A 24,034-nucleotide genomic window follows, 5' to 3' on the forward strand; every position below is an offset into this window, starting at 1 on the left:
CCGTCAGGGCTGGCGGGACGGATCCCTGTGTCTGCTGATCTGCGCCACATCGGTATCGGCTTCAAGGGCCGTCATCACCATGTGCAGATGTTCGACGTCGCGCAGTTCCACATCCACCACAAGCCGGAAGAAATCCGGCTTGCGGTCGGTGAAGCGCAGGTCCGAGATATTGGCCCGCTGCTCGCCGATCAGGGTGCAGACCCGGCCCAGGACGCCCGCGTCGTTCGAGATCGTCAGGTCCAGCGAGACGGTGTTCACCGCGGCATGCAGCCCGGCCTTCCATTTCAGGTCGACCCAACGATCGGTCTGGTCGGCGAGGGCGGCCAGGGCGGGGCAGTCGATGGCATGGGCGACGACGCCCTTGCCGCGATAGGTGATGCCGACGATCCGCTCGCCCGGCAGGGGCTGGCAGCAGGGTGCGCGGCGGAAGAGCTGGCCCTCGTCGATGCCGATGACGGGGCGGCGCTCGTCCACCACCTCGGGGCGGCCCATGGACAGTTCGGGGTAAAGCACCTCGACCACGCGGCGGGCGGTGATCTCGGCCGATCCGATACGGGCCAGCAGGTCGGTCTCGTCCGGGCAGCCCAGCATCTTGGCGGCGGTGCGCAGCGCCTTGTCCGAGGCGCGCTTGCCGACATGGTCGAAGGCGGCGCGGGCAAGCTCCTGCCCCAGTTTGACGAAACGCCCCCGGTCCTCTTCGCGCAGCGAGCGCCGTATCGCGGCCTTGGCGCGCCCGGTGGTCACGATGTCGATCCACGAGGATTGCGGCCGCTGCCCCTCGGCGGTGATGATCTCGACCGACTGGCCGTTCTTCAGCCGGGTCCAGAGCGGCACGCGGATGCCGTCGACCTTGGCCGAAACCGTGGAATTGCCGATGCGGGTGTGGATGGCATAGGCGAAATCCAGGGGCGTCGCGCCGCGCGGCAACTGCACCACGTCGCCCTTGGGCGTGAAGCAGAAGACCTGGTCCGAATACATCTCAAGCTTGACGTTTTCGAGGAATTCGTCGTGGTCACCCTCGTCCAGACGCTCGGTCAGCGAGGAAATCCATTTCGCCGGATCGACCGCGAAGGGATTGTGGCCGCGCACGCCCTCGCGATAGCTCCAATGCGCGGCGACGCCGGATTCGGCCACCTCATGCATTTCGCGGGTGCGGATCTGCACCTCGACCTGCTTGCCGTCGCGGCCCGAGACCGTGGTGTGGATCGAGCGGTAGCCGTTGGATTTCGGCTGGCTGATATAGTCCTTGAACCGCGTCGGCACCGCGCGCCAGCGTTGATGGATCGCGCCCAGGATACGGTAGCAATCCGGGACCGAGCCGCAGATCACCCGGAAGCCGTAGATGTCCGAGAGCCGCGAGAAGGCGAGGTCCTTCTCCTGCATCTTGCGCCAGATCGAATAGGGCTTCTTGGCCCGGCCGTAGACCGAGGCCTCGATCCCCTCGCGGTCCAGCTCGGCCCGGATGTCGCCGCTGATCTTGTGGATCACGTCGCCGGTTTCGCGCTGAAGCATCAGGAAGCGGCGGATGATCGAATTGCGCGCGTCGGGGTTGAGGACGCGGAAGGCCAGGTCCTCAAGCTCCTCGCGCATCCATTGCATGCCCATCCGCCCGGCGAGCGGGGCGAAGATCTCCATCGTCTCGCGCGATTTCTGGACCTGCTTTTCCGGCTTCATCGACTTGATCGTCCGCATGTTGTGCAGACGGTCGGCCAGTTTCACCAGGATCACCCGCAGGTCCTTGGACATCGCCATGAACAGCTTGCGGAAATTCTCTGCCTGTTTGGAATGGGTCGAGGACAGTTCCAGATTGGTCAGCTTGGTGACGCCATCGACCAGCTCCGCCACTTCGGGGCTGAACTCCCCGGCGATTTCGTCCCAGGTGGAGCGGGTGTCCTCGATCGTGTCGTGGAGAAGCGCGGTGACGATGGTTGCATCGTCAAGCTGCATCTCGGTCAGGATCGCCGCCACCGCCACCGGATGGGTGAAATAGGGCTCGCCCGATTTGCGGATCTGGCCCTCATGCATGCGCCAGCCATAGGCATAGGCCCGGCGGATCAGATCGGCATTGCTACGCGGATTGTAGTTCCTGACAAGGGCGATGAGATCCTCGACATCAATCATCGCCGGTTCGCCGGGCGGGCCAGTGGCCCGCTCAGTGCTCCCCCTGCGCTTCCATCAGCGCGCGCAGAAGCTTTTCTTCCGACATGTCGTCCTGCACCGGGCGGTCGGCCTCACCGGCCATCAGAAGCGCCATCTGGTCTTCCTCGGGCTCGTCGACCTCGATCTGGGTCTGGTGCGATTCGATCATGCGCTCGCGCAGGACTTCGGCCGACTGGGTCTCCTCGGCGATCTCGCGCAGGCTGACGACGGGGTTCTTGTCGTTGTCGCGATCCACGCTAAGGGGCGCACCGGCGGCGATTTCGCGCGCGCGATGGGCGGCGAGCATCACCAGCTCGAACCGGTTGGGGACCTTGTCAACGCAATCTTCGACCGTCACGCGGGCCATGGGACACTCCACTTGGGGAAGGCTCGGAAGCCGACTATCTAAGGCCGATGCCCCGCTTTGGCAAGCCGGGATCGGATGCAGGGCCGCAACGGGCGCATCCGGCGCCCATTCCCCGTCTAGTTCCCGTCGGCCAGCGGCCGGATCGCGGCACGGTCTTCGGGCGGCAGGGCGGCCAGCATCTGGCCCACGTCCAGCCCCAGCCGGGGGTGGCGCCAATGCGGCAGGATGTCGAGCATCGGCACCAGCACGAAGGCGCGGTCCTGCAGGCGCGGATGCGGCAGGATCGGCTGGTCCGGCGCGTTGCGGCCCTGCTCTTCCTGCGGAAGCGCGCGCCACCCGTCCTGGGTCCGCGCATCGGGAAGGACCGATTCGCCAAGCGCGACCAGATCGAGGTCGAGCGTGCGCATCCCCCAGCGTTCCAGCCTTTCGCGCCCGAACTCCGCCTCGATTCCATGCAGCAGTCCAAGGATTGACGCGGGGTCATCCGGTAAACCTGCCGTGATCAGGGCCGCCGCGTTCACATAATCGGGACCTGCCCCGGGCGGAAAGCAGGGGGTCGAATAGAATCGGCTGACGGCGCCCAAACCCAAGCCGCGGGCCGAGAATTCCGCCAGAGCGCGCCGCAGCGTCCGTGCCGGGCCATGGCCCTGGAACGGCAGGTTCGCGCCAAGCGCGATCACGGCCGGTCTTGAAGCTGTATCTTCGAGTGATTTCATACGATAGAGTTCACTTGTCGTCCCTGTCCGCCGAAGTTATCCACGTCTGGTTCTGTCGTCCGGCATTGCCGGGCCGGACTTATCGCAGGCGGCTCCTGCACGGAAGCTTGATTGGCAGAACGACACTTCTGAGGGGACCAGGCAATGTTTTACAAGGACGAACGGCTTGCGCTGTTCATCGACGGGTCGAATCTATATGCCGCCGCCAAGGCGCTTGGCTTCGACATCGACTACAAGTTGTTGCGTATGGAATTCATGCGCCGGGGCAAGATGCTTCGCGCCTTCTACTACACCGCCCTGCTTGAGAACGAGGAGTATTCCCCGATCCGCCCGCTGGTCGACTGGCTGCATTACAACGGCTTCACCATGCGCACGAAGCCCGCCAAGGAATATACCGACAGCCAGGGCCGCCGGAAGGTCAAGGGCAACATGGACATCGAATTGACGGTGGATGCCATGGAGCTGGCCTCGCGGGTCGATCATGTCGTGCTGTTCTCGGGCGACGGCGATTTCCGCCCGCTGGTCGAAAGCCTGCAGCGGCAAGGGGTCCGGGTCTCGGTCGTCTCCACCATCCGCAGCCAGCCGCCGATGATCGCCGACGAGTTGCGCCGCCAGGCCGACAATTTCATCGAGCTGGACGAATTGCGCGAGGTGATCGGCCGCCCGCCGCGCGAGCCGCGCCCGGGGGTGAGCGACGAGCACAGCTCGGTCGCGGCGAAGTGACCGGCCCGGGCTGAGGGCGCGCGCATCCGGGTCCGTCCCGGCCGCGGTCCTCGCCCGGCAGGCTGCGGCCCCGGCAATCCGGGACTCTGGCCGCTTGCAGACGGGAGAGCGACGGGCCCTCGATCCCTTTTTCCCCCGGATTTCGTCTGAGCCATGCATTTCCCAGATCTTGGCCTTCCGGGCATGTTCCTGGCCGCGCTGGTTTCGGCCAGCCCGGTTCCGATGCAGTCGGAAATCGTCTTCATCGCCCTGCAGGCGGCGGGCTATCCGGTGGTTCCGCTGGTGGTCCTGGCCTCGATCGGGAATGTGCTGGGGTCTTGCGTGACCTATGCCGTCGGTCGCTGGGCGGGGCATCTGCATGGCAGCCGCTGGTTTCCCTTTTCCGCCGAACGGCTTGCGCGGGCGCGGGCCTGGTTCGCGCGGTGGGGGCTGTGGTCCTTGCTGCTGTCCTGGGCGCCGGGGGGCGATCTGCTGGTGGCGCTGGCCGGGGTGATGCGGGTGCCCTGGCCGCTGTTCCTGATCCTGACCGCGCTTGCCAAGACCGGGCGCTATCTGGTGCTGGCGCTGATCGGTGCGGGGCTTTTCGGCACGGGTTGAGCCGCGCTTTCACGCGCCCGCCACTGGACCCGGGCGCGGTTTGGCCTTACCTCTGGCACCAGCCCGATGCAGGACGACCATGACCGCCAAGCCCCCCCTTCACCTCTATCTCGCCGCGCCGCGCGGGTTCTGCGCCGGGGTGGACCGCGCCATCCGCATCGTCGAGATGGCGCTGGAGAAATGGGGCGCCCCGGTCTATGTCCGCCATGAGATCGTCCACAACCGCTATGTGGTCGACGGGCTGCGCGCCAAGGGTGCGGTATTCGTCGAAGAGCTTGAGGAATGCCCCGGCGACCGCCCGGTGGTGTTTTCCGCCCATGGCGTGCCGAAATCGGTGCCGGCGGCGGCGGCCGCGCGCGAGATGATCGCGGTGGATGCCACCTGCCCCCTGGTGACCAAGGTCCATAACGAGGCCGCGCGCCATCACAACAACGGGCTTCAGGTGATTTTCATCGGCCATGAGGGCCATCCCGAGACGGTCGGCACCATGGGCCAACTGCCGCCCGGCGAGGTGCTGCTGGTCGAGACCCCCGCCGATGTCGCGGGCCTTGTGGTGCGCGACGAATCCCGGCTGGCCTTCGCCACCCAGACCACGCTTTCCGTCGACGATACCGCCGCCATCGTCGAGGCGTTGAAGCTGCGTTTCCCTCAGATCACCGGGCCCGGCCATAAGGACATCTGCTACGCCACCACCAACCGGCAAGAGGCGGTGAAGGCCATCGCGCCCCGGATCGACGCGCTTCTGGTGGTGGGCGCGCCGAATTCCTCGAATTCGAAGCGCCTGGTCGAGGTCGGGCGCGCGGCGGGCTGCGGCTATTCGCAACTGGTGCAGCGCGCGGGCGACATCGACTGGCGGGCGCTTGCGGGGATCCGCAGCCTTGGCGTGACGGCGGGGGCCTCGGCCCCCGAGGTGCTGATCAACGAGGTGATCGACGCGTTCCGCGCTCGCCACGAGGTCACGGTCGAACTGGTCGAGACCGCGATCGAGGATATCGAATTCAAGGTGCCGCGCATCCTGCGCGAACCCGCCTGACCCGCCGCCCTTTCCATTCCCTTCCGAACCCGGTGCTGTCATGGCCGAACTTTTCGCCTATACCGATGGAGCGTGCTCCGGCAATCCCGGCCCCGGCGGCTGGGGCGCCTTGCTGATCGCGCGCGAGGGCGACAAGGTTCTGAAAGAGCGCGAGCTTTGCGGCGGCGAGCCCGACACCACCAACAACCGGATGGAGCTTCTGGGCGCCATCCATGCGCTGGAAAGCCTGACCCGCGCCTCGGAGATCACCGTGGTCACCGACAGCGCCTATGTGAAGAACGGCGTCACCGGCTGGATCCATGGCTGGAAGAGGAACGGCTGGAAGACCGCCGACCGCAAGCCGGTGAAGAATGTCGAGCTCTGGCAGCGGCTCGATGCCGCGCAGGCCCGGCATCGGGTGGTCTGGAAATGGATCAAGGGCCATGCGGGCCATGCCGAGAACGAGCGCGCCGATGCCCTTGCCCGCGCCGGGATGGCGCCGTTCAAGGCCGAGAAGGCTGGCTGATCCGGCTGCGCCGCCCGGGTGATTCCGGCTGCGTCGGCGGGGCTTGATTGCGAACGGGTGTTTGCATAAACATGCCGCCATGTCGCGCAGAAAGATCCTTCCCGACAGCGATGTCCTGGCCGAAGCCCGCCGCCTTTTCCTGGCCGACGGGGAAAAGGCGTTGAGCTTCGGCAACCTTTCGCGGGCGACCGGGCTCGCGGCCTCGACGCTGGCGCAAAGGTTCGCCACGGTCGAGGGGCTTCAGGCCGCCGCCGCCCGAGCGGGCTGGCAGGCGATGATCGCCGAGACCGATGCGGCCGATCTCTCGGCGGCGGGCAAGGGGCCGCAGGGCTATCTCAAGGCGCTGGATGCGCGCGCGGCGCAGGCGCTGCTGACGCTGGGCGCCCGCGATCCCGAGGCCGGGCGCATGGCGCAGGAATGGCGCGGGCGGGTCGAGACCGCGCTGGCGTTGCGGCTGGGGCAGGCCGATGGCGCGCGCGCCGCCGCCCGGGTGCTGTTCGCGGCCTGGCAGGGGCAGGGGCTGTGGGATCCGGCGGGGGCCGAACCGCTCCGGCTCAAGGATCTGGCGAAGCGGCTAGCCTGAGCCGTCACTTCCTGAGATAGGTCTTCCAGACCCAGATCAGCGCCAGCGCGCCCAGGAAGGCGCCGACGAATCCCGCCACCGTGCCAAGCGCCCAGACCAGAAGCCGCAACACCCCGCCGCCGATCAGCGCCCCGAAGACCCCGATCGCGACAGTGGTCGGCACATCGGTTTCAAGCCGCATCACGCGGGTTGCCAGAAAGCCCGCCGCCGCGCCGATGATCATCAGGTAGAAGAAGGCCATTCGTTCCTCCGCAGGTTTGCCCCCCTGATATGGGGCGATCGGGCGGGATGCGCCAGAGCCGCGGTCGGTCGGGGCGCATCGGCTCCCCCCCGGGTGGGCCCCCTTGCCCCTGCGGGCCGCGCGCCTGATAGTCGCGGCATGACCGAGTGGCGTGACGAAGGCGTGATCCTGACGGTGCGGCCGCATGGCGAGTCCGCGGCCATCGTCGATCTGTTCACCCTTGGGCATGGCCGCCATGCCGGGGTGGTGCGCGGCGGCACCGGGCGCAGGCTCGCGCCCGTGCTGCAACCGGGGGCGCAGCTTCGGGTGGCGTGGCGCGCGCGGCTGGAGACCCATATCGGCACCTATGCCGTCGATCCGGTGAAGAGCCGGGCGCATCTGCTGGACGACCGGCTGGGGCTTGCCGGTCTGGGCGCGATCTGCGCGCTGCTTCACGTCGCGCTGCCCGAGCGCGCGCCGCATCCCGCGCTGTGGTCCGCGACGCAGGACCTGCTCGACCGGCTGGGCGCGCCGGGCTGGACCGAGGTCTATCTGCGGTGGGAGATGCAGCTTCTGGCCGAGCTTGGCTACGGGCTCGACCTTTCGGCCTGCGCGGCGACTGGCGCGCGCGAGGGGCTGGCCTTCGTCAGCCCGAAGACCGGCCGCGCGGTCAGCCGCGCCGGGGCGGGGGACTGGGCCGACCGCCTGCTGCCGCTGCCCGAAGGCATGGCCGCGCCGGGCTTTGTCGAGGGAAACTTTGCCGATTCCGACTTCGCCGGGGGGCGTGATGGCACGCGGATCTCTCCGGCCGGGATCTTGCAAGGACTTGCCATCACGGGCCATTTCCTGAACCGCGAGTTGGCCGAGGGCGCCTGGCGCAGGCCCCTGCCCGAAGCGCGCGGGCGGCTTCTGGACCTTCTGGCGCGCGACGTCTGAGGGCCACCGTCGGCCTGCGCCGGGTGGCGGTGCGGCCCGAGACCCATCGCCCAAGACCCATCGCCCGGGCCAGGGTGCGGAGCGCGAGGCGGGCGTTTCCCCGAACCTGCGGCACAAGCGCCCCGGCCCGCCCGCCGGATCCCTCTCTCCGCTTTCGCCCGTCGGGCGATGAGATGGGGCCGCGCGACATCGGATGTCGCTTTCAGGCAAGCCGCGCCCGCCCGCGCGGGTGTTAGTGCCAGCATGGCCACCCGCTACATCCCCCTTGCGCTCAAGCACAGCGCCACCTCCCGGATCGAGCATTTCGCCCTGCTTGCCGGGATCGAGGCGGCGGTGCGGGGGCTGCTGATCTTGGCGGGCGCTGCTGTCGGTCCTGCCCTGGGCCGCGGTGGCGCTGGTCTTCGGGGCCTCGTTCTTCTTCGTCGTGCTCGACGTGGTGGGCGGGCTTCCCTTCCTGATGTCGGTGAAGCCCAGCGAGAGGACAGAGATGTCGGCGGTCTATTCCAGCTTCCGCGACGTCTCGGGGATCATGACGCCGGGGGCGGCCTGGCTCGTGCTGTTCGTGGCGCCGCTGCCGGGGTCTTCGCCTTCGCGGGTGCGGCGTTCCTGATCTGCATGGGCCTTGCGGGCAAGCTGCACCCGCGCCTTGGTGCGGCGCGACCGTCGCGCGGAGGGGCGGGCTAGGCCCCGGGGCGCAGGTTTTGCTCGTTCCTTGCGTGGCGGCGCAGCATCCCGCGCGCCCGCGCGGCCGAAAGCATCGGATGCGCGGCCGCGGGCGGGGGGCCTTCCCAGGGGCGGTCGGGAAAGATCAGCGCCAGTTCCGCATGCGCCTCTTCGTTCAGCGCGCTCAGGGCCTGCGGGCCGAGATAGAGGCTTTCGGCAGGCAGATCCTCGGCCAGAAGGATGGCATGGCGGGGCAAGAGCAGGTGGTGATACTCCAGATCCCCTTCTGGCCGCGCCAGATGCACGCCGGGCAGGCCCACGAGCACATGGGCCGGGACCAGCACGAAAGGATCGCCCCCCATCCGCCGGGCGACCTTGCCGCCGAAGCGCAGCCGGTGCTGGCGCGACACCCGCAGGTCGTGTGCGGGCAGGCCCGGGCCGAAGGTCCCGGCGCGGATGGTGACGGGCCAGAGCCTGGGCTCGCGCCAGAGCCGGGCGGCGTCGAACCGGCTGCGCCCGGCCCAGATCACCGGCAGCGCCGCCTCGGTCGAGGTCAGGACCAGGTCGCCCGCCCGCAGATCCTCGACCGCGCGCGGGCCGTGCGGGGTCGCGATCCGGGTGCCCCGGGCGAAACAGACATTGTCGCTGGCTGGGTTTGGGGTCCGTCCGTTCACGATCGTATCGCCGCCGTCGGGCATCCGCTGCAGCGAATAGCCGGGAACGAAGGCGCCGAAATCCTCGCCCGCGCCGATGCGGCTTGCCCCGGCGGGAAGGGCCGCGAAGACGCCCGGCATGCCGGGGGGCTGGATCGTCGCGCCGCCATAGGCGACCTGGATGAACTGATTGGTCAGGGGATCGTAGAGGATGGCATTCTCGGGCCCGTTGTTCAGAACCGCCGAGCCGCGCCCGGCGTAGAAGGCCAGGTCTCCGGCGGCCAGCAGCGGCCCCGGCCCGCCCGCCGCCCCGGCCATCACCATGGCATGGGCGCCGGGCGCCAGCACCGAACCGGGCGGAAAGGTGAACCAGTTGCCCAGGGTCTGGTCCCACAATTGCAGGCCGGAGAGGTCGATCGGCGCATCCGAGCTGTTGTAGACCTCGATGAATTCGTCGACCGGGGTGACGGCGCCGCTGAGATCGGTGTCGAAACGCGGCCCCGAGGATCCGGCCGCGCTGTTCGGATCGGGCAGGATTTCATTGATGACAATTCCGCCCCGGATCGCATCGGCCATCGTTACGCACCATTCCATTCGCATTCTTGCGATTGTCGCCAAACTGGCAACAAAATGCGGCGGGAAGATGACGTGGCGGGGTCAGTCCAGCAGACGGCGGGCGATGACCTGGGCCTGGATCTCGGCCGCGCCCTCGAAGATGTTGAGGATGCGGGCATCGCAGAGAATGCGCGAGACCCGGTATTCCAGCGCAAAGCCGTTGCCGCCGTGGATCTGAAGCGCATTGTCGGCCGCCGCCCAGGCGACGCGCGCGCCCAGAAGCTTGGCCATCCCGGCCTCAAGATCGCAGCGCCGGTCGTGGTCCTTCTGCCAGGCGCTGTGATAGGTCAGTTGCCGGGCGATCATCACCTCGACCGCCATCATGGCAAGCTTGCCCGAGACGCGGGGAAATTCGACCAGGGGCTTGCCGAACTGCCTGCGCTCCTCGGCATATTGCAGCCCGCATTCCAGCGCGGCCTGGGCCACGCCGATGGCGCGGGCGCCGGTCTGGATGCGGGCGGATTCGAAAGTCTGCATCAACTGCTTGAAGCCCTGGCCGGGCTGGCCGCCCAGCAGGTTCCCGGGCGCAATCTTGAAGCCGTCGAAGCCGAGTTCGTATTCCTTCATGCCGCGATAGCCCAGGACGCCGATCTCGCCCCCGGTCATGCCGGCGGTGGGGAAGGGGTCGGCCTCGGTTCCCGGGGTCTTTTCGGCCAGGAACATCGACAGCCCCCGCCAGTCGGTGCTGTCGGGATCGGTGCGCGCCAGAAGAGTCATCACATGGCTGCGCGCGGCATGGGTGATCCAGGTCTTGTTGCCGGTGATCTCCCAGCCGTCATCGGTGCGGGTGGCGCGGGTGCGCAGGCTTCCCAGGTCCGAGCCGGTGTTCGGCTCGGTGAAGACGGCGGTGGGCAGGATTTCGCCGCTGGCGAGCTTCGGCAGCCATTGCGCCTTCTGCTCGGGCGTGCCGCCGCACAGGATCAGCTCGGCCGCGATTTCCGAGCGGGTGCCAAGGCTGCCCACGCCGATATAGCCGCGCGAAAGCTCTTCCGACACCACCACCATCGAGGCTTTCGACAGGCCGAAGCCGCCGAATTCCTCGGGGATGGTCAGGCCGAACACGCCCATTTCGGCCAGTTCGGTGATCACCTGCATCGGGATCAACTCGTCCTTCAGGTGCCATTCATGCGCGAAGGGCACGACCTTTTCCTCGGCATAGCGGCGGAACTGGTCGCGGATCATCTCAAGCTCTTCGTCCAGCCCGGTGGCGCCGAAGGTGGCGCGGCCATGGTTCTCGCGCATCAGGGCGACAAGGCGGCTGCGCGCGGCGGGCGTGTTGCCCCGGGCGATCAGGGTGGCGGCGGGCGCCTCGGGCGCCCAGGTCAGGCCCAGGTCGGCAAGCCGGGCGATCTCGCCCTGGCTCATCGGGATGCCGCCTTGCACCTGGGCCAGATATTCGCCGAAGCCGATCTGAAGGATCAGCGCCTCGATCTCGCCGAAGCGGTCCGCCGCTTCCAGCCGACCCGCCCAGGCGTCAAGCTGGCGCAGCCCTTCTGCATAGGTGGCAAGCCACGAAAGGGCATGGGCGGCGAACTGGTGTTCCTCCAGCGCCGGGGCCGAGACCTTGCCCGAGACGGTGACCCTGGCGCGCAGGGCCTCGCGCGCTTCCGAGAGGACGTGGCCCAGATCGTCCAGCGCGGCGGCGGCCAGCCCGCGCAGATCGGGCAGAAGCGGTGCGGTGGAAACAGGCTGGCCATCATGCGGCATGAGAGGACTCCGGCGGATTGTGCATCTGCGGATGGACTAGGACTTTTGCGGCCGCAGCGCAATATAATTTCTATTTGGTGGAGATTTTTGACCTGAAATGTCGCGGAGAATTTCAGGAGGTCGCGCCGCAGGCCTGGGCGATCCCCGGCACGGCCTCGGCCGACACGACCTCGAATTCGGCGCGATAGAGCCGCCGGTCGCCGTCCCAGCCCTCGAACACCCAGGTTCCGGTCTGCAATTCGTCCGGCGTGTCGAAGCGGAAGAAGGCCATGGTCGGGCCGAAGGAATAGATGTCCGAGGGCCAGGTCTCGGGCGCCTGCGCCCCGGGGCGCCAGACCCGGGCCTCGCCCGCCGCGCTGTCCCAGCCGGGCCGGGCGGTGATCCTGACCCCGAAGCCGAGGCCGAGCGCGGCGGGCACCACCTGCCGGTCGGGCCAGTGAAAGCCGATCTCGTCCTTCGGCACATGGATCCAGCCCGAGGCCGTGCCGGGGGCGGGCGCGCGGTCCATCTCTTGCAGGGCACAGAAGATCCCCCATTCGAGGCTGGCGACCGTTGCGGCGAAGACCGGGGGTTCGGGCTTCGCCCCGGGCTCTGCGGCGACCGGGGGGACCGGCACGAGCATCGCGAACAAGGCAGGGAACAGCCGCATGGCCGCAGAAGACGGGATCATTGCTGCGGCTTCATGACATCGGATTGCAATGATCGGCGGTGTTTCCGGGGGCTTCACCGGCGGGCACCACGTCGAATTCCACCCGGTAGACCAGGCGCTCTTCCTCCCAGGCCTCCAGCCTCCAGCGGCCGAGGCGCAATTCCTCTTCGAATTCGAAGGTGAAGCCTCGGCTGCTAGAGGATCCGGCGAAGAGGTTGGAATACCAGATGTCGGGGGTTTCGGCGCCAGGGCGGTGGGTTTCCATCCGCGCGTCGAGAATCGTCTCGTCCGAGACGAAAATCAGCCCGAACGAGACGCCGAGCGTCGCGGGCACCTGCTGCTGGCTGTATAGGATCTCGGGCGCGCCGACGGTCAGATTGACATAGCCCAGCGTCGTGCCGGGGGCTTCCTCTGTCCGTTCGACCGGGGGGCGGCAATAAAGCCCGACATCGAGGATCTCAAGGAATTCGGCGCTTTGCGGGGCGGGCGGTTTGGCCAAGGCGGGCGGCGCAAGGCCGAGGATCAACCCGAATGCCACCGAAAGACGCAACGCCGCCATCACCGATCCCCGTCATGGTTTCCCATGTCCAAGGCAAGCCAGAAGCCGGACCGTCTGTCAATCCGCGAGGCGGCCGCAGGTATGGAAAAGCCCCGGTCCGCAGGGCAGCGGGCCGGGGCCTCGATCGGGAAATCGGGGGGATGACCGGGAAACGGGCAGGGCCCGTGGCTGGCCCCCCCCCCGCAACCTTGCCCGCGGGCTCAGCCGATGGCGGCGGCCTTCACGTCGTCGTCGATATGGTCGACATATTGCGCGAAGTTCTTCGAGAACATCTCGACCAGCGTCGCGGCCTGGGCGTCATAGGCGGCCTTGTCGGCCCAGGTGTCGCGCGGGTTCAGCAGCGCGCCGTCCACCCCGGGGACCGAGACCGGGACCTCGAAGCCGAAGTTCGGATCCTTGCGGAATTCGGCATTGTTGAGCGACCCGTCCAGCGCCGCCGTCAGCAGGGCGCGGGTGGCGCGGATCGGCATCCTTTTGCCGGTGCCGAACTTGCCGCCGGTCCAGCCGGTGTTGACCAGCCAGCACGAGGCGCCGGTCGAGGCGATCTTGGCTTGCAAGAGCTTGCCGTAGACCTCGGGGCGGCGCGGCATGAAGGGGGCGCCGAAACAGGTCGAGAAGGTCGGCAGCGGCTCGGTCACCCCGCGCTCGGTGCCCGGCGTCTTCGAGGTGAAGCCCGACAGGAAGTGATACATCGCCTGGGCGGGGGTCAGCCGCGCGATCGGCGGCAGCACGCCGTAAGCGTCGCAGGTCAGCAGGATCACGTTCTTCGGCAACCCGCCCAGGCCCGTGGCCGAGGCGTTCGAGATCGCCTCCAGCGGATAGGCGCAGCGCATGTTGTCGGTCAGGCTGTTGTCCTCGAAATCCAGATCGAAGGTCTCGGGGTTCCAGACCATGTTTTCGATCACCGTGCCGAAGCGGGTGGTGGTGCCGTAGATCTCGGGCTCGGCCTCGGCCGAGAGGTTGATGGTCTTGGCGTAGCAGCCGCCTTCGAAGTTGAAGGTGCCCTTGTCGGACCAGCCATGTTCGTCGTCGCCGATCAGGATGCGCGAGGGATCGGCCGAAAGCGTGGTCTTGCCGGTGCCGGAAAGGCCGAAGAAGACGGCGGTGTCCTCGGTATTGCCGATGGCGTGGTTGGCCGAGCAATGCATCGCCATCACGCCCTTGGCGGGCAGAAGGTAGTTCAGGATGGTGAAGACGGATTTCTTGTTCTCGCCCGCATAGGCGGTATTGGCGATCAGGACGGTCTTCTCGTCGAAGTTCAGCGCGATCACGGTATCGCTGCGGCAGCCGTGGCGCGCGGGATCGGCCTTGAAGGACGGCAGGTTGATGATCGTCCATTCGGGGTCGAAGCCGTCAAGCTCGGCCCGCCCGGGGCGGCGCAGCAGATGGCGGATGAACAGGTTGTGCCAGGCCAGTTCGGTCACCATGCGCACATCGACGCGGTGTTCGGGATCGGCGCCTGCGTAAAGATCCTGCACGAAAAGCTCGCGCCCGGCGACATGGGCAAGCATGTCGGCCTTGAGAACGGCCCAGGATTCCGGGCTCATGGGCGCGTTGTTCTCCCACCAGATCGTGTCTTCGGTCAGCGCGGTGCGGACGACGAACTTGTCCTTGGGCGAGCGGCCGGTGAACTTGCCGGTCGTGCACAGGAAGGCGCCGCCCTTGCCCAGATGGCCCTCGCCGCGCGCGACGGCGGCTTCGACAAGTGCGGGTTCGACATAGTTGTAATGGACGGCGGCGGCGCCGGTGATGCCCTGGTGTTCAAGGGTGCGTTTCGGGTTCACGCGTCCGTTCGTCGTCATGTCGTGCCAAGCTCCGTTTGCCGCGCCTCCCGCGCGGCGAGGGTTTCGGAAAGGTCGCCCCGGGCCATGGGGTGCCGGGAACGGCCCCGCAACAATGTTTCGAAGCCGTCCTCGCGCCGCCTATAACATGTCGCAAACCGAAGCGAACAGGGCGCTTTGGCGCAGTTAGCGCAACCAAGGCCAAGTTAGCGCAACCAATGTCGCCCGCCCTGCCGGAGTGAGGCAAATTAGTCATTGGTTGGGAGTTTTCTGCTGTGCTGGGGTGGCGAAGGGCCGGGGTGATTCGCTTTTGTGTTGATTCCGGGCGGCACATTGCGGAGAATGTTGGAAAAATACAAAATCAGAGCAGGACCAGTAACGATATGTCGAGAATCGCCCTTGTCGACGATGACAGGAATATCCTGACGTCGGTTTCCATGACGCTTGAGGCCGAGGGCTTTGAGGTCGAGACCTATAACGACGGCCAGTCGGCGCTGGACGCCTTCAATCGTCGGCTGCCGGACATGGCGGTCCTCGACATCAAGATGCCGCGCATGGACGGGATGGACCTGCTTCAGCGCCTGCGGCTCAAGACCTCGATGCCGGTGATCTTCCTCACCTCGAAGGACGACGAGATCGACGAGGTGCTCGGCCTGCGCATGGGCGCCGACGATTATGTCAAGAAGCCGTTCAGTCAGCGCCTTCTCGTCGAGCGGATCCGCGCGCTCCTGCGCCGCCAGGATGCCATCACCACGGGCGAGGCCCCGGCGACCGAAGAGAACAAGATCATCGAGCGCGGCCAGCTGCGCATGGACCCGCTGCGCCATTCGGTGACCTGGAAGGGCCGCGACGTCTCGCTGACGGTGACCGAATTCCTGCTCCTGCAGGCGCTGGCGCAGCGCCCGGGCTTCGTCAAGTCACGCGACCAGTTGATGGACGTGGCCTATGACGATCAGGTCTATGTCGACGACCGCACCATCGACAGCCATATCAAGCGGCTGCGCAAGAAGATGCGTTCGGTGGACGATGATTTCTCGGCCATCGAGACGCTTTATGGGATCGGATACCGCTATAACGAGGAATGACGGCCAAGAATGACCGCGCTTCCCCGAATGGCCCCCAGGATGGCTTCGCGTATCGCCATGGATGATCCTCGCCCCCGCAAGGCCGGAGACGTGCTTCTGGGTGAAGACTGGGTCTCGCCCGATGCGGCGGCGATCGACTGTCGCGAGGCGCGGCCCCGCGGCGGGCTGGTGTCGCTCAACCGCAGCCCGCTGGCGCGCAAGATCATCATTTTCAACCTGCTGGCGCTGGTGCTGCTGGTGGGGGGGGTGCTGTTCCTGAACCCGTTCCGCGACGGCCTCGTCTTTCAGCGCGAGGCGGCGCTGGGACGCGAGGTCGAGCTGATCGCCGACGTGCTTGAGGCGCGGATGCAGGCCGAAGGCGCGACGGCCGATCCGGCCGCGACCCTGGCGGGGATCCGGCTTGAGGGCGCGGTCGATGCCTTCGTCTTCGACGTGGGGGGGCAGGTGATCGCCCGCGCGCAGGGCGCCCCGCTGCAACCCGACGCCACGCCCCCGGGCGCGACCGTCATCACCGATTTCCTGAACGCGGTCTGGAGCGGGGTCTCGGGCCTGCTGACGCTGGGCGGCGTGGATGAGGTCGCGGTGGATGCCGAGGCGCTGGCGCGCGGCGTCTTTCCCCGGGCGCTGGAGGGGCAGACGGCCTCGCATACTGGCCATGACCGCGCGGGCAGCACGCTGTTTTCCGTCGCCGCCCCGGTCGTGGTGGGGGGCGAGGTGGTGGCGGTGGTCGCCCTGACCTCGGCCACCGGAGAGATCGACCGGCTGGTCAGGAACGAGCGCGAGCAGATCCTTCAGGTCTTCATCGTGGCGCTGCTGGTCTCGGTCGGGCTGTCGCTGGTTCTGGCCTCGACCATCGCCAATCCGCTGTCGGACCTGGCGGCGGCGGCCGAGATCGGCCGCGACGGCGATCACAAGGTCGCGCCCGGCCGGGTGCGGATCCCCGATCTGGCGGCGCGGCCCGACGAGATCGGCCGACTCTCGGTGGCGATGCGCGGCATGGTCGCGGCGCTTTACGACCGGATCGACGCCAACGAACAATTCGCCGCCGATGTCGCGCATGAGATCAAGAACCCGCTGGCCAGCCTGCGCTCGGCGGTGGGATCCCTGCGCATGGTCAGGAAGGAAGAGCATCGCGAGAAGCTGCTCGACGTGATCGACCATGACGTGCGGCGGCTCGACCGGCTGGTCTCGGACATCTCCAACGCCTCGCGGCTCGACAGCGAGCTGGTGAAGGAAGAGGAGGAAGAGTTCAACCTGATCCGCACGCTTTCCAACCTGACCACCTATCTGGGCGACCAGGCGCGCGAGCAGGGTGTCGACTTCATCACCGACCTGCCCGACGAGCCGATCGTGATCCGCGGGCTTGAGGCGCGGCTGGCGCAGGTCTTCGTCAACCTGATCACCAATGCGGTTTCCTTCTGCGAAGAGGGCGATGCGGTGCGGGTCTGGGCCAGGCGGCGCGACAACCGGGTGCTGGTCGTGGTCGAGGATACCGGGCCGGGCATCCCGGAACAGGCGTTGTCCAAGGTGTTCAAGCGCTTTTATTCCGACCGGCCCGCGACCCATTTCGGCAATAACTCCGGCCTTGGCCTGTCGATCTCGAAACAGATCGTCGAGGCCCATGGCGGGGTGATCTGGGCCGAGAACATCCGCCCCACCGCCGCCGATGCCACCTCCGAGCCGCTTGGCGCGCGTTTCGTCGTCGGCCTGCCGGTGTGAGCCGGAGTGCGCCAGGCCTGATCCTGCACGCAACCACCGTCGCCCATGCCGGGCGGGGGCTTTTGATCCTCGGGCCCTCGGGGGCGGGGAAGTCGGCGCTGGCGATCCGCATGATCGCGCTTGGCGCCCGCCTCGTCTCGGACGACCGCAGCCGGATCGGGGCGGAGGCGACCGGGCTTGTCGCCCGCTGCCCCTCGGATGCGATCCGCGGGCGGATCGAGGCGCGGGGGATCGGCCTTTTGCGGCTGGCGCCGCTGGAGAGGGTGCTGCTGTCGCTTGCGGTCGATCTGGGGCAGGCCGAGACCGAACGCCTGCCGCCGCCCCGGAGGATGGAGCTTCTCGGCCATCAGCTTCCGCTTGTGCTGCGACCGCAAAATAACCATCTTGCAGAAGCGTTGATGCTCTGTCTGGCCGGGGCCTGGCCCGAACGCGGCTGAAAGGCCGGGCGGGGCCAGATCGGCGGGCAGGGCCGGTGGCGGGAGCGGAAGCTGGATGGAGCAGACCGATGAACATCGCGTGATCCTGGTGACCGGCCCTTCGGGGGCCGGGCGGACCACGGCGATCCGGGTGCTTGAGGACCTGGGCTACGAGGGGATCGACAATATCCCGCTTTCCATGGTGCCGCGCCTGCTCGACGGCCCGCCGCATGGCCGCCCGGTCGTCCTGGGGCTGGACGTGCGCAACCGCGATTTCAACGCCACCGCGCTGATCGAGCTGATCGACCTGATGACCCGCAACCCGCGCGTGGCGCTTGAGGTGCTCTACATCGATTGCAGCCCGGCCGCGCTGATCCGGCGCTTTTCCGAGACCCGGCGGCGCCATCCGCTCGCCCAGGCCGAAAGCCCCGCCGAGGGGGTGGAGCGCGAGATCGACCTGCTGGCTCCGATCCGCGTCCGCGCCGATCATCTGATCGACACCACCGATCTGTCGCCCCATGACCTGAAGGCCGAGATCGCCCGCTGGTTTGACAAGGGCGAGACCGGGCGGCTGGCGGTCTCGGTCCAGTCCTTCAGCTACAAGCGCGGCGTGCCGCGTGGGGTGGACATGATCTTCGACTGCCGATTCCTGGCCAATCCCTACTGGAACCCGGCGTTGCGCCCGCTGGACGGGCGCGACGGCGAGGTGGTGGATTACATCCGCACCGACCCCCGATTCCCTGAATTCTTCCAGAGGTTGAGCGACCTGCTGCTTTTTCTGCTTCCGCAGCACCTGCAAGAGGGCAAGGCCCATCTGTCGATCGGCTTTGGCTGCACCGGAGGGCAACACAGATCGGTCGCAGTTGCCGAATTGATGGGCAGCGCCCTTGCGCAAGCGGGCTGGCCGGTGTCAAAACGGCACAGGGAACTGGAACGCAAGGGCGCGGGGTCGACCGCCGCTCCAGCTGACAAGGTGTCTGGCGCTTGATCGGGATCGTCATCGTTGCCCATGGGGGTCTGGCGCGGGAATATCTTTCCGCCGTCGAACATGTCGTGGGCAAGCAGAACGGTATGCGCGCAATAGCCATCGAGGACGATCACGACCGGGGCGAGAAACAGGCCGAGATCATCGCGGCGGCGGATGCGGTGGATGCCGGGCAGGGCGTGGTGGTGGTGACCGACATGTTCGGCGGCAGCCCCTCGAACCTTTCACTGCCGGCCTGCACAGCGAACGGGCGGCGCATCCTTTACGGCGCCAACCTGCCGATGCTGATCAAGCTTGCCAAATCGCGCGAGCTTCCGGTGCCCGAGGCCGTCGCCGCCGCGCTGGATGCGGGGCGGAAATACATCAACAGCCTCGACCTCGGCGGCGGGGCCTGAGGCGCGATCCGGGCCCTGTGACCCGGAGGGACGGGAATCTTGATCAGCCGGATCTTTCGCATCGTGAACGAAAAGGGCCTGCATGCGCGGGCCAGCGCGAAATTCGTCGAAGTGGTCGAGGCGCATGACGCCCAGGCCACGGTCTCCAAGGACGGGATGGAGGTTTCGGGCGATTCCATCATGGGCCTTCTGATGCTGGCCGCCTCGCGCGGGAGCGAGATCTCGGTGGTGACCGAGGGGGGGGAGGCCGCGAAACTCGCCGATGCGCTTGAGGCACTGGTTGCCGGGCGGTTCGGAGAGGATTATTGAGAACCGGACCCGGCACGCGGGTCGTGCCCGGGTCGGGATGGCGGGGTCTTCAAGGATCGTGGTTTTCGTGAACGAACACAGTCAGAACGCGCCGCCGCCTGTCGACAGCCCCGCCGGGATGACGGCGGGGGCACCCGCGGACAAACCTTATGATATGCGGCGCCTGTCCTATGCGGGCACGTTCAGGAATCCGTTCAAGGCGGGCACGATCCGCGCCATCGAATGGCTGACCGCCAAGATCCAGCTCCTGCGCCTGATCCGCAGTTTCGAGAAATCCGGCGCCCCGTTCGGCGCGCCGTTCTGGCCCAAGGCGATCCGCCACATGGGGATCCGCATCGACACCCCGCCCGAAGAGATCGCCCGCATCCCGGCCACCGGCCCGGTGGTGGTGGTGGCGAACCATCCCTCGGGCCTGGTCGATGGCATGGTCATGGCCGAGATGGTCAATCGCGTGCGCTCGGATTTCAAGATCCTGACCCGCTCCTTGCTGACCGGCATCCCCGAGGTCGAGGAATTCATGATCCCCGTCCCCTTCCCGCATGAGGAAAACGCCCGCGCCCTCGGGCTTCAGATGCGCGACGACACGATGCGCCATCTCAAGGCCGGGGGGGTGATCATCCTGTTCCCGGCGGGCAAGGTCGCGATGTCCGAGACCTGGTGGGGCCCGGCCGTCGAGGCGGAATGGAACGTCTTCACCCACAAGATCGTGCGCTCTTCCGGCGCGACGATCGTGCCGATCTTCTTTCCCGGCCAGAACAGCCGCGCTTTCCTGATCGCGAACCGGATCTCGGACACGTTGCGCCAGGGCCTGTTGCTTTATGAGATCAAGCGGGCGCTTTTCAAGCCGCAGCGCCCGGTGATCGGCGAGCCGATCCCGGCCTCGGAATTGAAGAAATGGGAAAGCAATCCCAGGGGCTTCCTGGCCTGGCTGCGCGAACACACGCTGTCATTGGGGCGCTGATCCGGGGGCTGCCCGGCGGGCCGAACTTGGCCCGCCTTGCGCCGGGCGGAGGGGAGGCGGGGCAAAGGTTGCAGTCCGAAACCAAGGCCTGGCGCCGCTTCCAAGCGGATGCGCCGCAGACCGGCAGGGCCGCGTGGCGCGAATGGCGCCGCGCATGGCAAAGGCGGCGCAAAGGCGGCCATGCCCGAACCTGAACCAATCCCGGCGAACCTGCCGGGCGGAGCATCGCGGGCGAACCTGCGCCCCGCCGTTCCGATACCCCCGGGCAAGGACCCGGACGCGCGGACGCGGCCGACGCTCAATGCGCCAGGAAGACCGGCACCTGGGTCGCTTCCAGCGAATTGCGGGTCGCGCCGCCCAGGATCGCCTCGCGGAAGCGCGAATGGCCATAGGCGCCCATCACCAGAAGCTCGGCGTCCAGGTCCTGGCACTGGCGCGCCAGAACGTCCGAGACGCGGGGCAGGGTCTTGGCCAGGACCGAGACCTCGGCCTTGACGCCATGGCGCACCAGAAGCTGGCACAGCATGCCGCCGGGGTCCGACCGCTCCGGGCCATGCACCGGCGGATCGACCACGGTGATGACCACCTGCTCGGCGGTTTTCAAGAGCGGCAGCGCACGCCGCGCGGCCACCAGCGCCTCGCGGCTCTGGTTCCAGGCCAGCACCACGCGGCGCGGCGTGGCCGAGGCGAGCCCGGTTTCCGGCACGATCAGCACCGGCGCGCCGCCTTCGAACATCGCGGCCTCGACCACGGCCTCGGCTTCGGGGCCGGCCGCGGGGCCATAGGGTTTCGACAGCACCACCAGATCGCTGTAGCGCGCCCGCGCCGCGACCAGATCGCCCACGGCCCCAAGCTGGGCCACCACGGAATCGAGCGAAGAGCGCAGGTCGGGCCCCTGGGCCTCAAGCGCCTCTTTCAGCGCCTTTTCATTGGCGCGGGCCTCTTCCTCGGCGCGCTCCATCGCGACCTGGATCATCACCGCCCCGGCCCCGATATAGGAATAGCCAAGCTGGGTGCGGTCCACCCCGATCGACAGCGCCTCAAGATGGGCATCGCCCTTGAGCGCGAGCTTCGCGCCCGCGTCGACGGCGATCCCCGCGCCCTCGGGCGCGGCGGCGACGGTGAGAATCGATTTGTAGGCCATGTCTGCCTCCCTGCGTGTTTCCAAGGCTGGAACTATCAGGGCATGTTCCCGCCCGCCTTGATTGAAGTCAAATCCGGGCGGGCGCGGTGTTGACGCAGATCAAGGCGGTGAATACCCCTCGCTCCATATACGCACTTAGTCACAACTCCGCTCAGGGGGCGAGTCGCTTTGCCTCCAGCCCGGTAGAAAGCAAGGACAAGGGACGCAAAATGTGGGATTACGCCAAGCTGATCGTGCTTGGCGCGATAGCGGCATTCGCCGCTATCGCCGCCAATTACGCGCACGATCTGGCCTATATGGTCAATGCGATCATCGTCATGCTGGCGGCGGCCATCACGTTCATCGTGGTGCTGCGCGGCGTGGGGGAACCCAAAGTAGCAACTGAAAACGAATATCTTGACGGCGTGGTCCGCTGGGGCGTGATCGCGACGGCTTTCTGGGGCATCGTCGGCTTTCTCGTCGGTGTCGTCATCGCATTGCAGCTGGCCTTTCCCTGGCTGAATTTCGAGGCGCTTCAGGGCATCGGCAATTTCGGGCGGCTGCGGCCCCTGCACACCAGCGCGGTGATCTTCGCCTTTGGCGGCAATGCGCTGATCTGCACCGCCTTCTACGTCGTGCAGCGCACCAGCGCCGTGCGGCTGTGGGGCGGGAACCTGGGCTGGTTCGTGTTCTGGGGCTGGAACCTGATGATCGTGCTGGCGGCCTCGTCCTATGTCCTGGGCGGAACCCAGGGCAAGGAATACGCCGAGCCGGTCTGGTATATCGACTGGTGGATCGTCGTCGTCTGGGTCTCGTTCCTTGCGGTCTATGCGGGCACGCTCTTCAAGCGCAAGGAGCCCCATATCTATGTCGCCAACTGGTTCTACCTGTCGATGATCATCACCATCGCCATGCTGCATCTTGTGAACAACATGGCGATCCCGGTCTCGATCTTCAGCTCGCAATCGGTGCAGGTCACCTCGGGCGTGCAGGATGCGATGATCCAGTGGTGGTATGGCCATAACGCGGTTGGCTTCTTCCTGACCGCGGGCTTCCTTGGCATGATGTATTACTTCGTGCCCAAACAGGCCGAGCGGCCGGTCTTCAGCTACAAGCTTTCGATCATCCACTTCTGGGCGCTGATCTTCCTGTATATCTGGGCCGGTCCGCACCACCTGCATTACACCGCGCTGCCCGACTGGGCCTCGACCCTTGGCATGGTGTTCTCGATCATCCTGTGGATGCCAAGCTGGGGCGGCATGATCAACGGCCTGATGACCCTTTCGGGCGCCTGGGACAAGCTGCGCACCGATCCGGTGATCCGCATGATGGTGATCGCCATCGGCTTTTACGGCATGTCCACCTTCGAAGGCCCGATGATGTCGATCAAGACGGTGAACTCGCTGTCGCATTACACCGACTGGACCATCGGCCACGTCCATTCCGGCGCGCTTGGCTGGAACGGCATGATCACCTTCGGCGCGCTTTACTTCCTGACGCCGCGTCTTTGGAACCGCGACGGGCTTTACAGCCTCAAGCTGGTCTCCTGGCACTTCTGGCTCGCGACCATCGGCATCGTTCTCTACGCCAGCGCGATGTGGGTCTCGGGGATCATGGAGGGCCTGATGTGGCGTGAAGTCGACGCGAACGGTTTCCTCGTGAACGCCTTCGCCGATACGGTCGCGGCCAAATTCCCGATGAACCTCGTGCGGGCGCTTGGCGGCGGGATGTATCTGGTCGGCGCGCTGATCATGGCCTGGAATCTCTACATGACGGTGCGTGCCCAGTCGGCCAAGGCCCCGGTCAACGCCAACAACTTCGTGCCGGCGGAATAAGGGGTCCCATCATGGCTTTGCTTGACAAACACAAGAAGATCGAGACCCACGCCACGCTTCTGATGGTGCTGGCCTTCCTTGTGGTGACCATCGGCGGGATCGTCCAGATCGTGCCGCTGTTCTACCTGGAAAACACCATCGAGAAGGTGGACGGCATGCGCCCCTACACGCCTCTGGAGCTGGCGGGGCGCGACATCTACATCCGCGAGGGCTGCTACAACTGCCACAGCCAGATGATCCGACCCATGCGCGACGAGGTGACCCGCTACGGCCATTACAGCCTTGCCGCGGAATCGATGTATGACCATCCGTTCCAATGGGGCTCGAAGCGCACCGGGCCGGATCTGGCCCGCGTCGGCGGGCGCTATTCGGACGAATGGCATGTCGATCACTTCATGGATGCGAAATCCGTGGTGCCGGAATCGGTGATGCCGCCCTATGGCTTTCTTGCCAACCGGCGGCTGGATGGCAGGCTGATCGAGCAGGTGGTCAAGACCCATGCGCTGGTCGGCGTGCCCTATACCGAGGACATGATCGCCAATGCCCGGGCCGATTTCCTGGCCCAGGCCGATCCCGATGCCGACCCCTCGGGGCTGGAAGAGCGCTACGGCGAGGCGGCCTTCGGCACTGCGATCAACGTGCGCAACTTCGACGGCCAGCCCGCGCTGACCGAGATGGATGCGCTGATCGCCTATATCCAGGTTCTGGGCACGATGGTCGATTTCTCGACCTTCACGCCGGATCCGAACCGCTGAGGGGG

General features: G+C 66.9%; 26 protein-coding genes. 16 read left to right on the forward strand and 10 right to left on the reverse strand.

Going from position 1 to position 24,034, the window contains the following annotated elements:
* Positions 1 to 3: 3 nt before the first annotated feature.
* The 3 genes from ABNX41_RS06100 to folK all read right to left on the reverse strand — a co-directional run bounded on the left by ABNX41_RS06100 (position 4) and on the right by folK (position 3,222).
* Entirely contained in the window at positions 4 to 2,121 is a 2,118-nt protein-coding gene (locus ABNX41_RS06100; RefSeq protein WP_438668831.1) for a RelA/SpoT family protein, read from the reverse strand.
* 31 nt (positions 2,122 to 2,152) lie between these two features.
* Positions 2,153 to 2,506, reverse strand: a complete 354-nt coding sequence (gene rpoZ / locus ABNX41_RS06105; RefSeq protein ID WP_438668832.1) for a DNA-directed RNA polymerase subunit omega — start codon at positions 2,504 to 2,506, stop codon at positions 2,153 to 2,155.
* Between the two features lie 116 nt (positions 2,507 to 2,622).
* Positions 2,623 to 3,222, reverse strand: a complete 600-nt coding sequence (gene folK / locus ABNX41_RS06110) for a 2-amino-4-hydroxy-6-hydroxymethyldihydropteridine diphosphokinase (RefSeq protein ID WP_438668833.1) — start codon at positions 3,220 to 3,222, stop codon at positions 2,623 to 2,625.
* A 144-nt stretch (positions 3,223 to 3,366) separates the two neighbouring features.
* Between folK and ABNX41_RS06115 the strand changes: the two genes are divergently transcribed.
* From ABNX41_RS06115 to ABNX41_RS06135, 5 genes are all read left to right on the forward strand, one after another.
* Positions 3,367 to 3,945, forward strand: coding sequence for a LabA-like NYN domain-containing protein (locus ABNX41_RS06115; RefSeq protein WP_438668834.1), 579 nt, complete (start codon positions 3,367 to 3,369; stop codon positions 3,943 to 3,945).
* A gap of 153 nt (positions 3,946 to 4,098) precedes the next feature.
* Positions 4,099 to 4,542: a YqaA family protein gene (locus tag ABNX41_RS06120; RefSeq protein WP_438668835.1), complete on the forward strand. Its 444-nt coding sequence runs from the start codon at positions 4,099 to 4,101 to the stop codon at positions 4,540 to 4,542.
* 79 nt (positions 4,543 to 4,621) lie between these two features.
* Positions 4,622 to 5,575, forward strand: a complete 954-nt coding sequence (ispH, locus tag ABNX41_RS06125; protein WP_438668836.1) for a 4-hydroxy-3-methylbut-2-enyl diphosphate reductase — start codon at positions 4,622 to 4,624, stop codon at positions 5,573 to 5,575.
* A gap of 40 nt (positions 5,576 to 5,615) precedes the next feature.
* Complete coding sequence (gene rnhA / locus ABNX41_RS06130) at positions 5,616 to 6,080, forward strand: ribonuclease HI (protein WP_438668837.1); 465 nt, start codon at positions 5,616 to 5,618, stop codon at positions 6,078 to 6,080.
* A gap of 79 nt (positions 6,081 to 6,159) precedes the next feature.
* Positions 6,160 to 6,663 carry a transcriptional regulator gene (locus ABNX41_RS06135; RefSeq protein ID WP_438668838.1) on the forward strand — a complete coding sequence of 168 codons (504 nt, stop codon included), beginning with the start codon at positions 6,160 to 6,162 and terminating at the stop codon, positions 6,661 to 6,663.
* Between the two features lie 4 nt (positions 6,664 to 6,667).
* Here the strand turns inward: ABNX41_RS06135 and ABNX41_RS06140 are convergent, their stop codons facing one another.
* A complete protein-coding gene (locus ABNX41_RS06140; protein WP_438668839.1) occupies positions 6,668 to 6,904 on the reverse strand; it encodes a GlsB/YeaQ/YmgE family stress response membrane protein in 237 nt (78 codons plus the stop codon).
* A gap of 138 nt (positions 6,905 to 7,042) precedes the next feature.
* Between ABNX41_RS06140 and recO the strand changes: the two genes are divergently transcribed.
* Both recO and ABNX41_RS06150 read left to right on the forward strand, forming a co-directional pair.
* Entirely contained in the window at positions 7,043 to 7,819 is a 777-nt protein-coding gene (recO, locus tag ABNX41_RS06145; protein WP_438668840.1) for a DNA repair protein RecO, read from the forward strand.
* 388 nt (positions 7,820 to 8,207) lie between these two features.
* Positions 8,208 to 8,429, forward strand: coding sequence for a hypothetical protein (locus ABNX41_RS06150; protein WP_438668841.1), 222 nt, complete (start codon positions 8,208 to 8,210; stop codon positions 8,427 to 8,429).
* A 70-nt stretch (positions 8,430 to 8,499) separates the two neighbouring features.
* Here the strand turns inward: ABNX41_RS06150 and ABNX41_RS06155 are convergent, their stop codons facing one another.
* The 5 genes from ABNX41_RS06155 to ABNX41_RS06175 form a co-directional block, all read right to left on the reverse strand.
* Positions 8,500 to 9,729, reverse strand: a complete 1,230-nt coding sequence (locus ABNX41_RS06155; protein ID WP_438668842.1) for a Hint domain-containing protein — start codon at positions 9,727 to 9,729, stop codon at positions 8,500 to 8,502.
* Positions 9,730 to 9,792: 63 nt separating this feature from the next.
* Positions 9,793 to 11,457, reverse strand: a complete 1,665-nt coding sequence (locus ABNX41_RS06160) for an acyl-CoA dehydrogenase family protein (protein WP_438668843.1) — start codon at positions 11,455 to 11,457, stop codon at positions 9,793 to 9,795.
* Between the two features lie 112 nt (positions 11,458 to 11,569).
* Entirely contained in the window at positions 11,570 to 12,127 is a 558-nt protein-coding gene (locus tag ABNX41_RS06165) for a hypothetical protein (protein WP_438668844.1), read from the reverse strand.
* Between the two features lie 10 nt (positions 12,128 to 12,137).
* Positions 12,138 to 12,665, reverse strand: coding sequence for a DUF3859 domain-containing protein (locus ABNX41_RS06170; RefSeq protein ID WP_438668845.1), 528 nt, complete (start codon positions 12,663 to 12,665; stop codon positions 12,138 to 12,140).
* 200 nt (positions 12,666 to 12,865) lie between these two features.
* Entirely contained in the window at positions 12,866 to 14,467 is a 1,602-nt protein-coding gene (locus tag ABNX41_RS06175) for a phosphoenolpyruvate carboxykinase (protein WP_438668846.1), read from the reverse strand.
* Positions 14,468 to 14,829: 362 nt separating this feature from the next.
* On the opposite strand from ABNX41_RS06175, the gene ABNX41_RS06180 reads away from it, so the two are divergent.
* The 7 genes from ABNX41_RS06180 (at position 14,830) to ABNX41_RS06210 (ending at position 20,316) form a co-directional block, all read left to right on the forward strand.
* Positions 14,830 to 15,531, forward strand: coding sequence for a response regulator transcription factor (locus tag ABNX41_RS06180; protein ID WP_438668847.1), 702 nt, complete (start codon positions 14,830 to 14,832; stop codon positions 15,529 to 15,531).
* A 9-nt stretch (positions 15,532 to 15,540) separates the two neighbouring features.
* Positions 15,541 to 17,250 carry a sensor N-terminal transmembrane domain-containing protein gene (locus ABNX41_RS06185; RefSeq protein ID WP_438668848.1) on the forward strand — a complete coding sequence of 570 codons (1,710 nt, stop codon included), beginning with the start codon at positions 15,541 to 15,543 and terminating at the stop codon, positions 17,248 to 17,250.
* Positions 17,247 to 17,687 (forward strand): HPr kinase/phosphorylase, encoded by a 441-nt coding sequence (locus tag ABNX41_RS06190; RefSeq protein WP_438668849.1) that lies wholly within the window; start codon positions 17,247 to 17,249, stop codon positions 17,685 to 17,687. The genes ABNX41_RS06185 and ABNX41_RS06190 overlap by 4 nt, the downstream gene beginning before the upstream one ends.
* A 55-nt stretch (positions 17,688 to 17,742) precedes the next feature.
* Complete coding sequence (gene rapZ, locus ABNX41_RS06195) at positions 17,743 to 18,654, forward strand: RNase adapter RapZ (protein ID WP_438668850.1); 912 nt, start codon at positions 17,743 to 17,745, stop codon at positions 18,652 to 18,654.
* The gene (locus ABNX41_RS06200; RefSeq protein ID WP_438668851.1) at positions 18,651 to 19,046 is read left to right on the forward strand and encodes a PTS sugar transporter subunit IIA; all 396 of its coding nucleotides are present in this window, start codon (positions 18,651 to 18,653) and stop codon (positions 19,044 to 19,046) included. Before rapZ ends, ABNX41_RS06200 begins: the two co-directional genes overlap by 4 nt.
* Before the next feature lie 39 nt (positions 19,047 to 19,085).
* The gene (locus ABNX41_RS06205) at positions 19,086 to 19,355 is read left to right on the forward strand and encodes an HPr family phosphocarrier protein (RefSeq protein ID WP_438668852.1); all 270 of its coding nucleotides are present in this window, start codon (positions 19,086 to 19,088) and stop codon (positions 19,353 to 19,355) included.
* Between the two features lie 118 nt (positions 19,356 to 19,473).
* Positions 19,474 to 20,316, forward strand: a complete 843-nt coding sequence (locus tag ABNX41_RS06210) for a lysophospholipid acyltransferase family protein (protein ID WP_438668890.1) — start codon at positions 19,474 to 19,476, stop codon at positions 20,314 to 20,316.
* Between the two features lie 298 nt (positions 20,317 to 20,614).
* Here the strand turns inward: ABNX41_RS06210 and ABNX41_RS06215 are convergent, their stop codons facing one another.
* Positions 20,615 to 21,460, reverse strand: a complete 846-nt coding sequence (locus ABNX41_RS06215) for a universal stress protein (RefSeq protein ID WP_438668853.1) — start codon at positions 21,458 to 21,460, stop codon at positions 20,615 to 20,617.
* Between the two features lie 209 nt (positions 21,461 to 21,669).
* On the opposite strand from ABNX41_RS06215, the gene ccoN reads away from it, so the two are divergent.
* Both ccoN and ccoO read left to right on the forward strand, forming a co-directional pair.
* Positions 21,670 to 23,274 (forward strand): cytochrome-c oxidase, cbb3-type subunit I, encoded by a 1,605-nt coding sequence (gene ccoN, locus ABNX41_RS06220; protein WP_438668854.1) that lies wholly within the window; start codon positions 21,670 to 21,672, stop codon positions 23,272 to 23,274.
* 11 nt (positions 23,275 to 23,285) lie between these two features.
* A complete protein-coding gene (ccoO, locus tag ABNX41_RS06225) occupies positions 23,286 to 24,029 on the forward strand; it encodes a cytochrome-c oxidase, cbb3-type subunit II (RefSeq protein ID WP_438668855.1) in 744 nt (247 codons plus the stop codon).
* Positions 24,030 to 24,034 lie beyond the last annotated feature (5 nt).

Source organism: Pseudogemmobacter sonorensis, assembly GCF_042762395.1.
GTDB classification, from domain to species: domain Bacteria; phylum Pseudomonadota; class Alphaproteobacteria; order Rhodobacterales; family Rhodobacteraceae; genus Pseudogemmobacter; species Pseudogemmobacter sonorensis.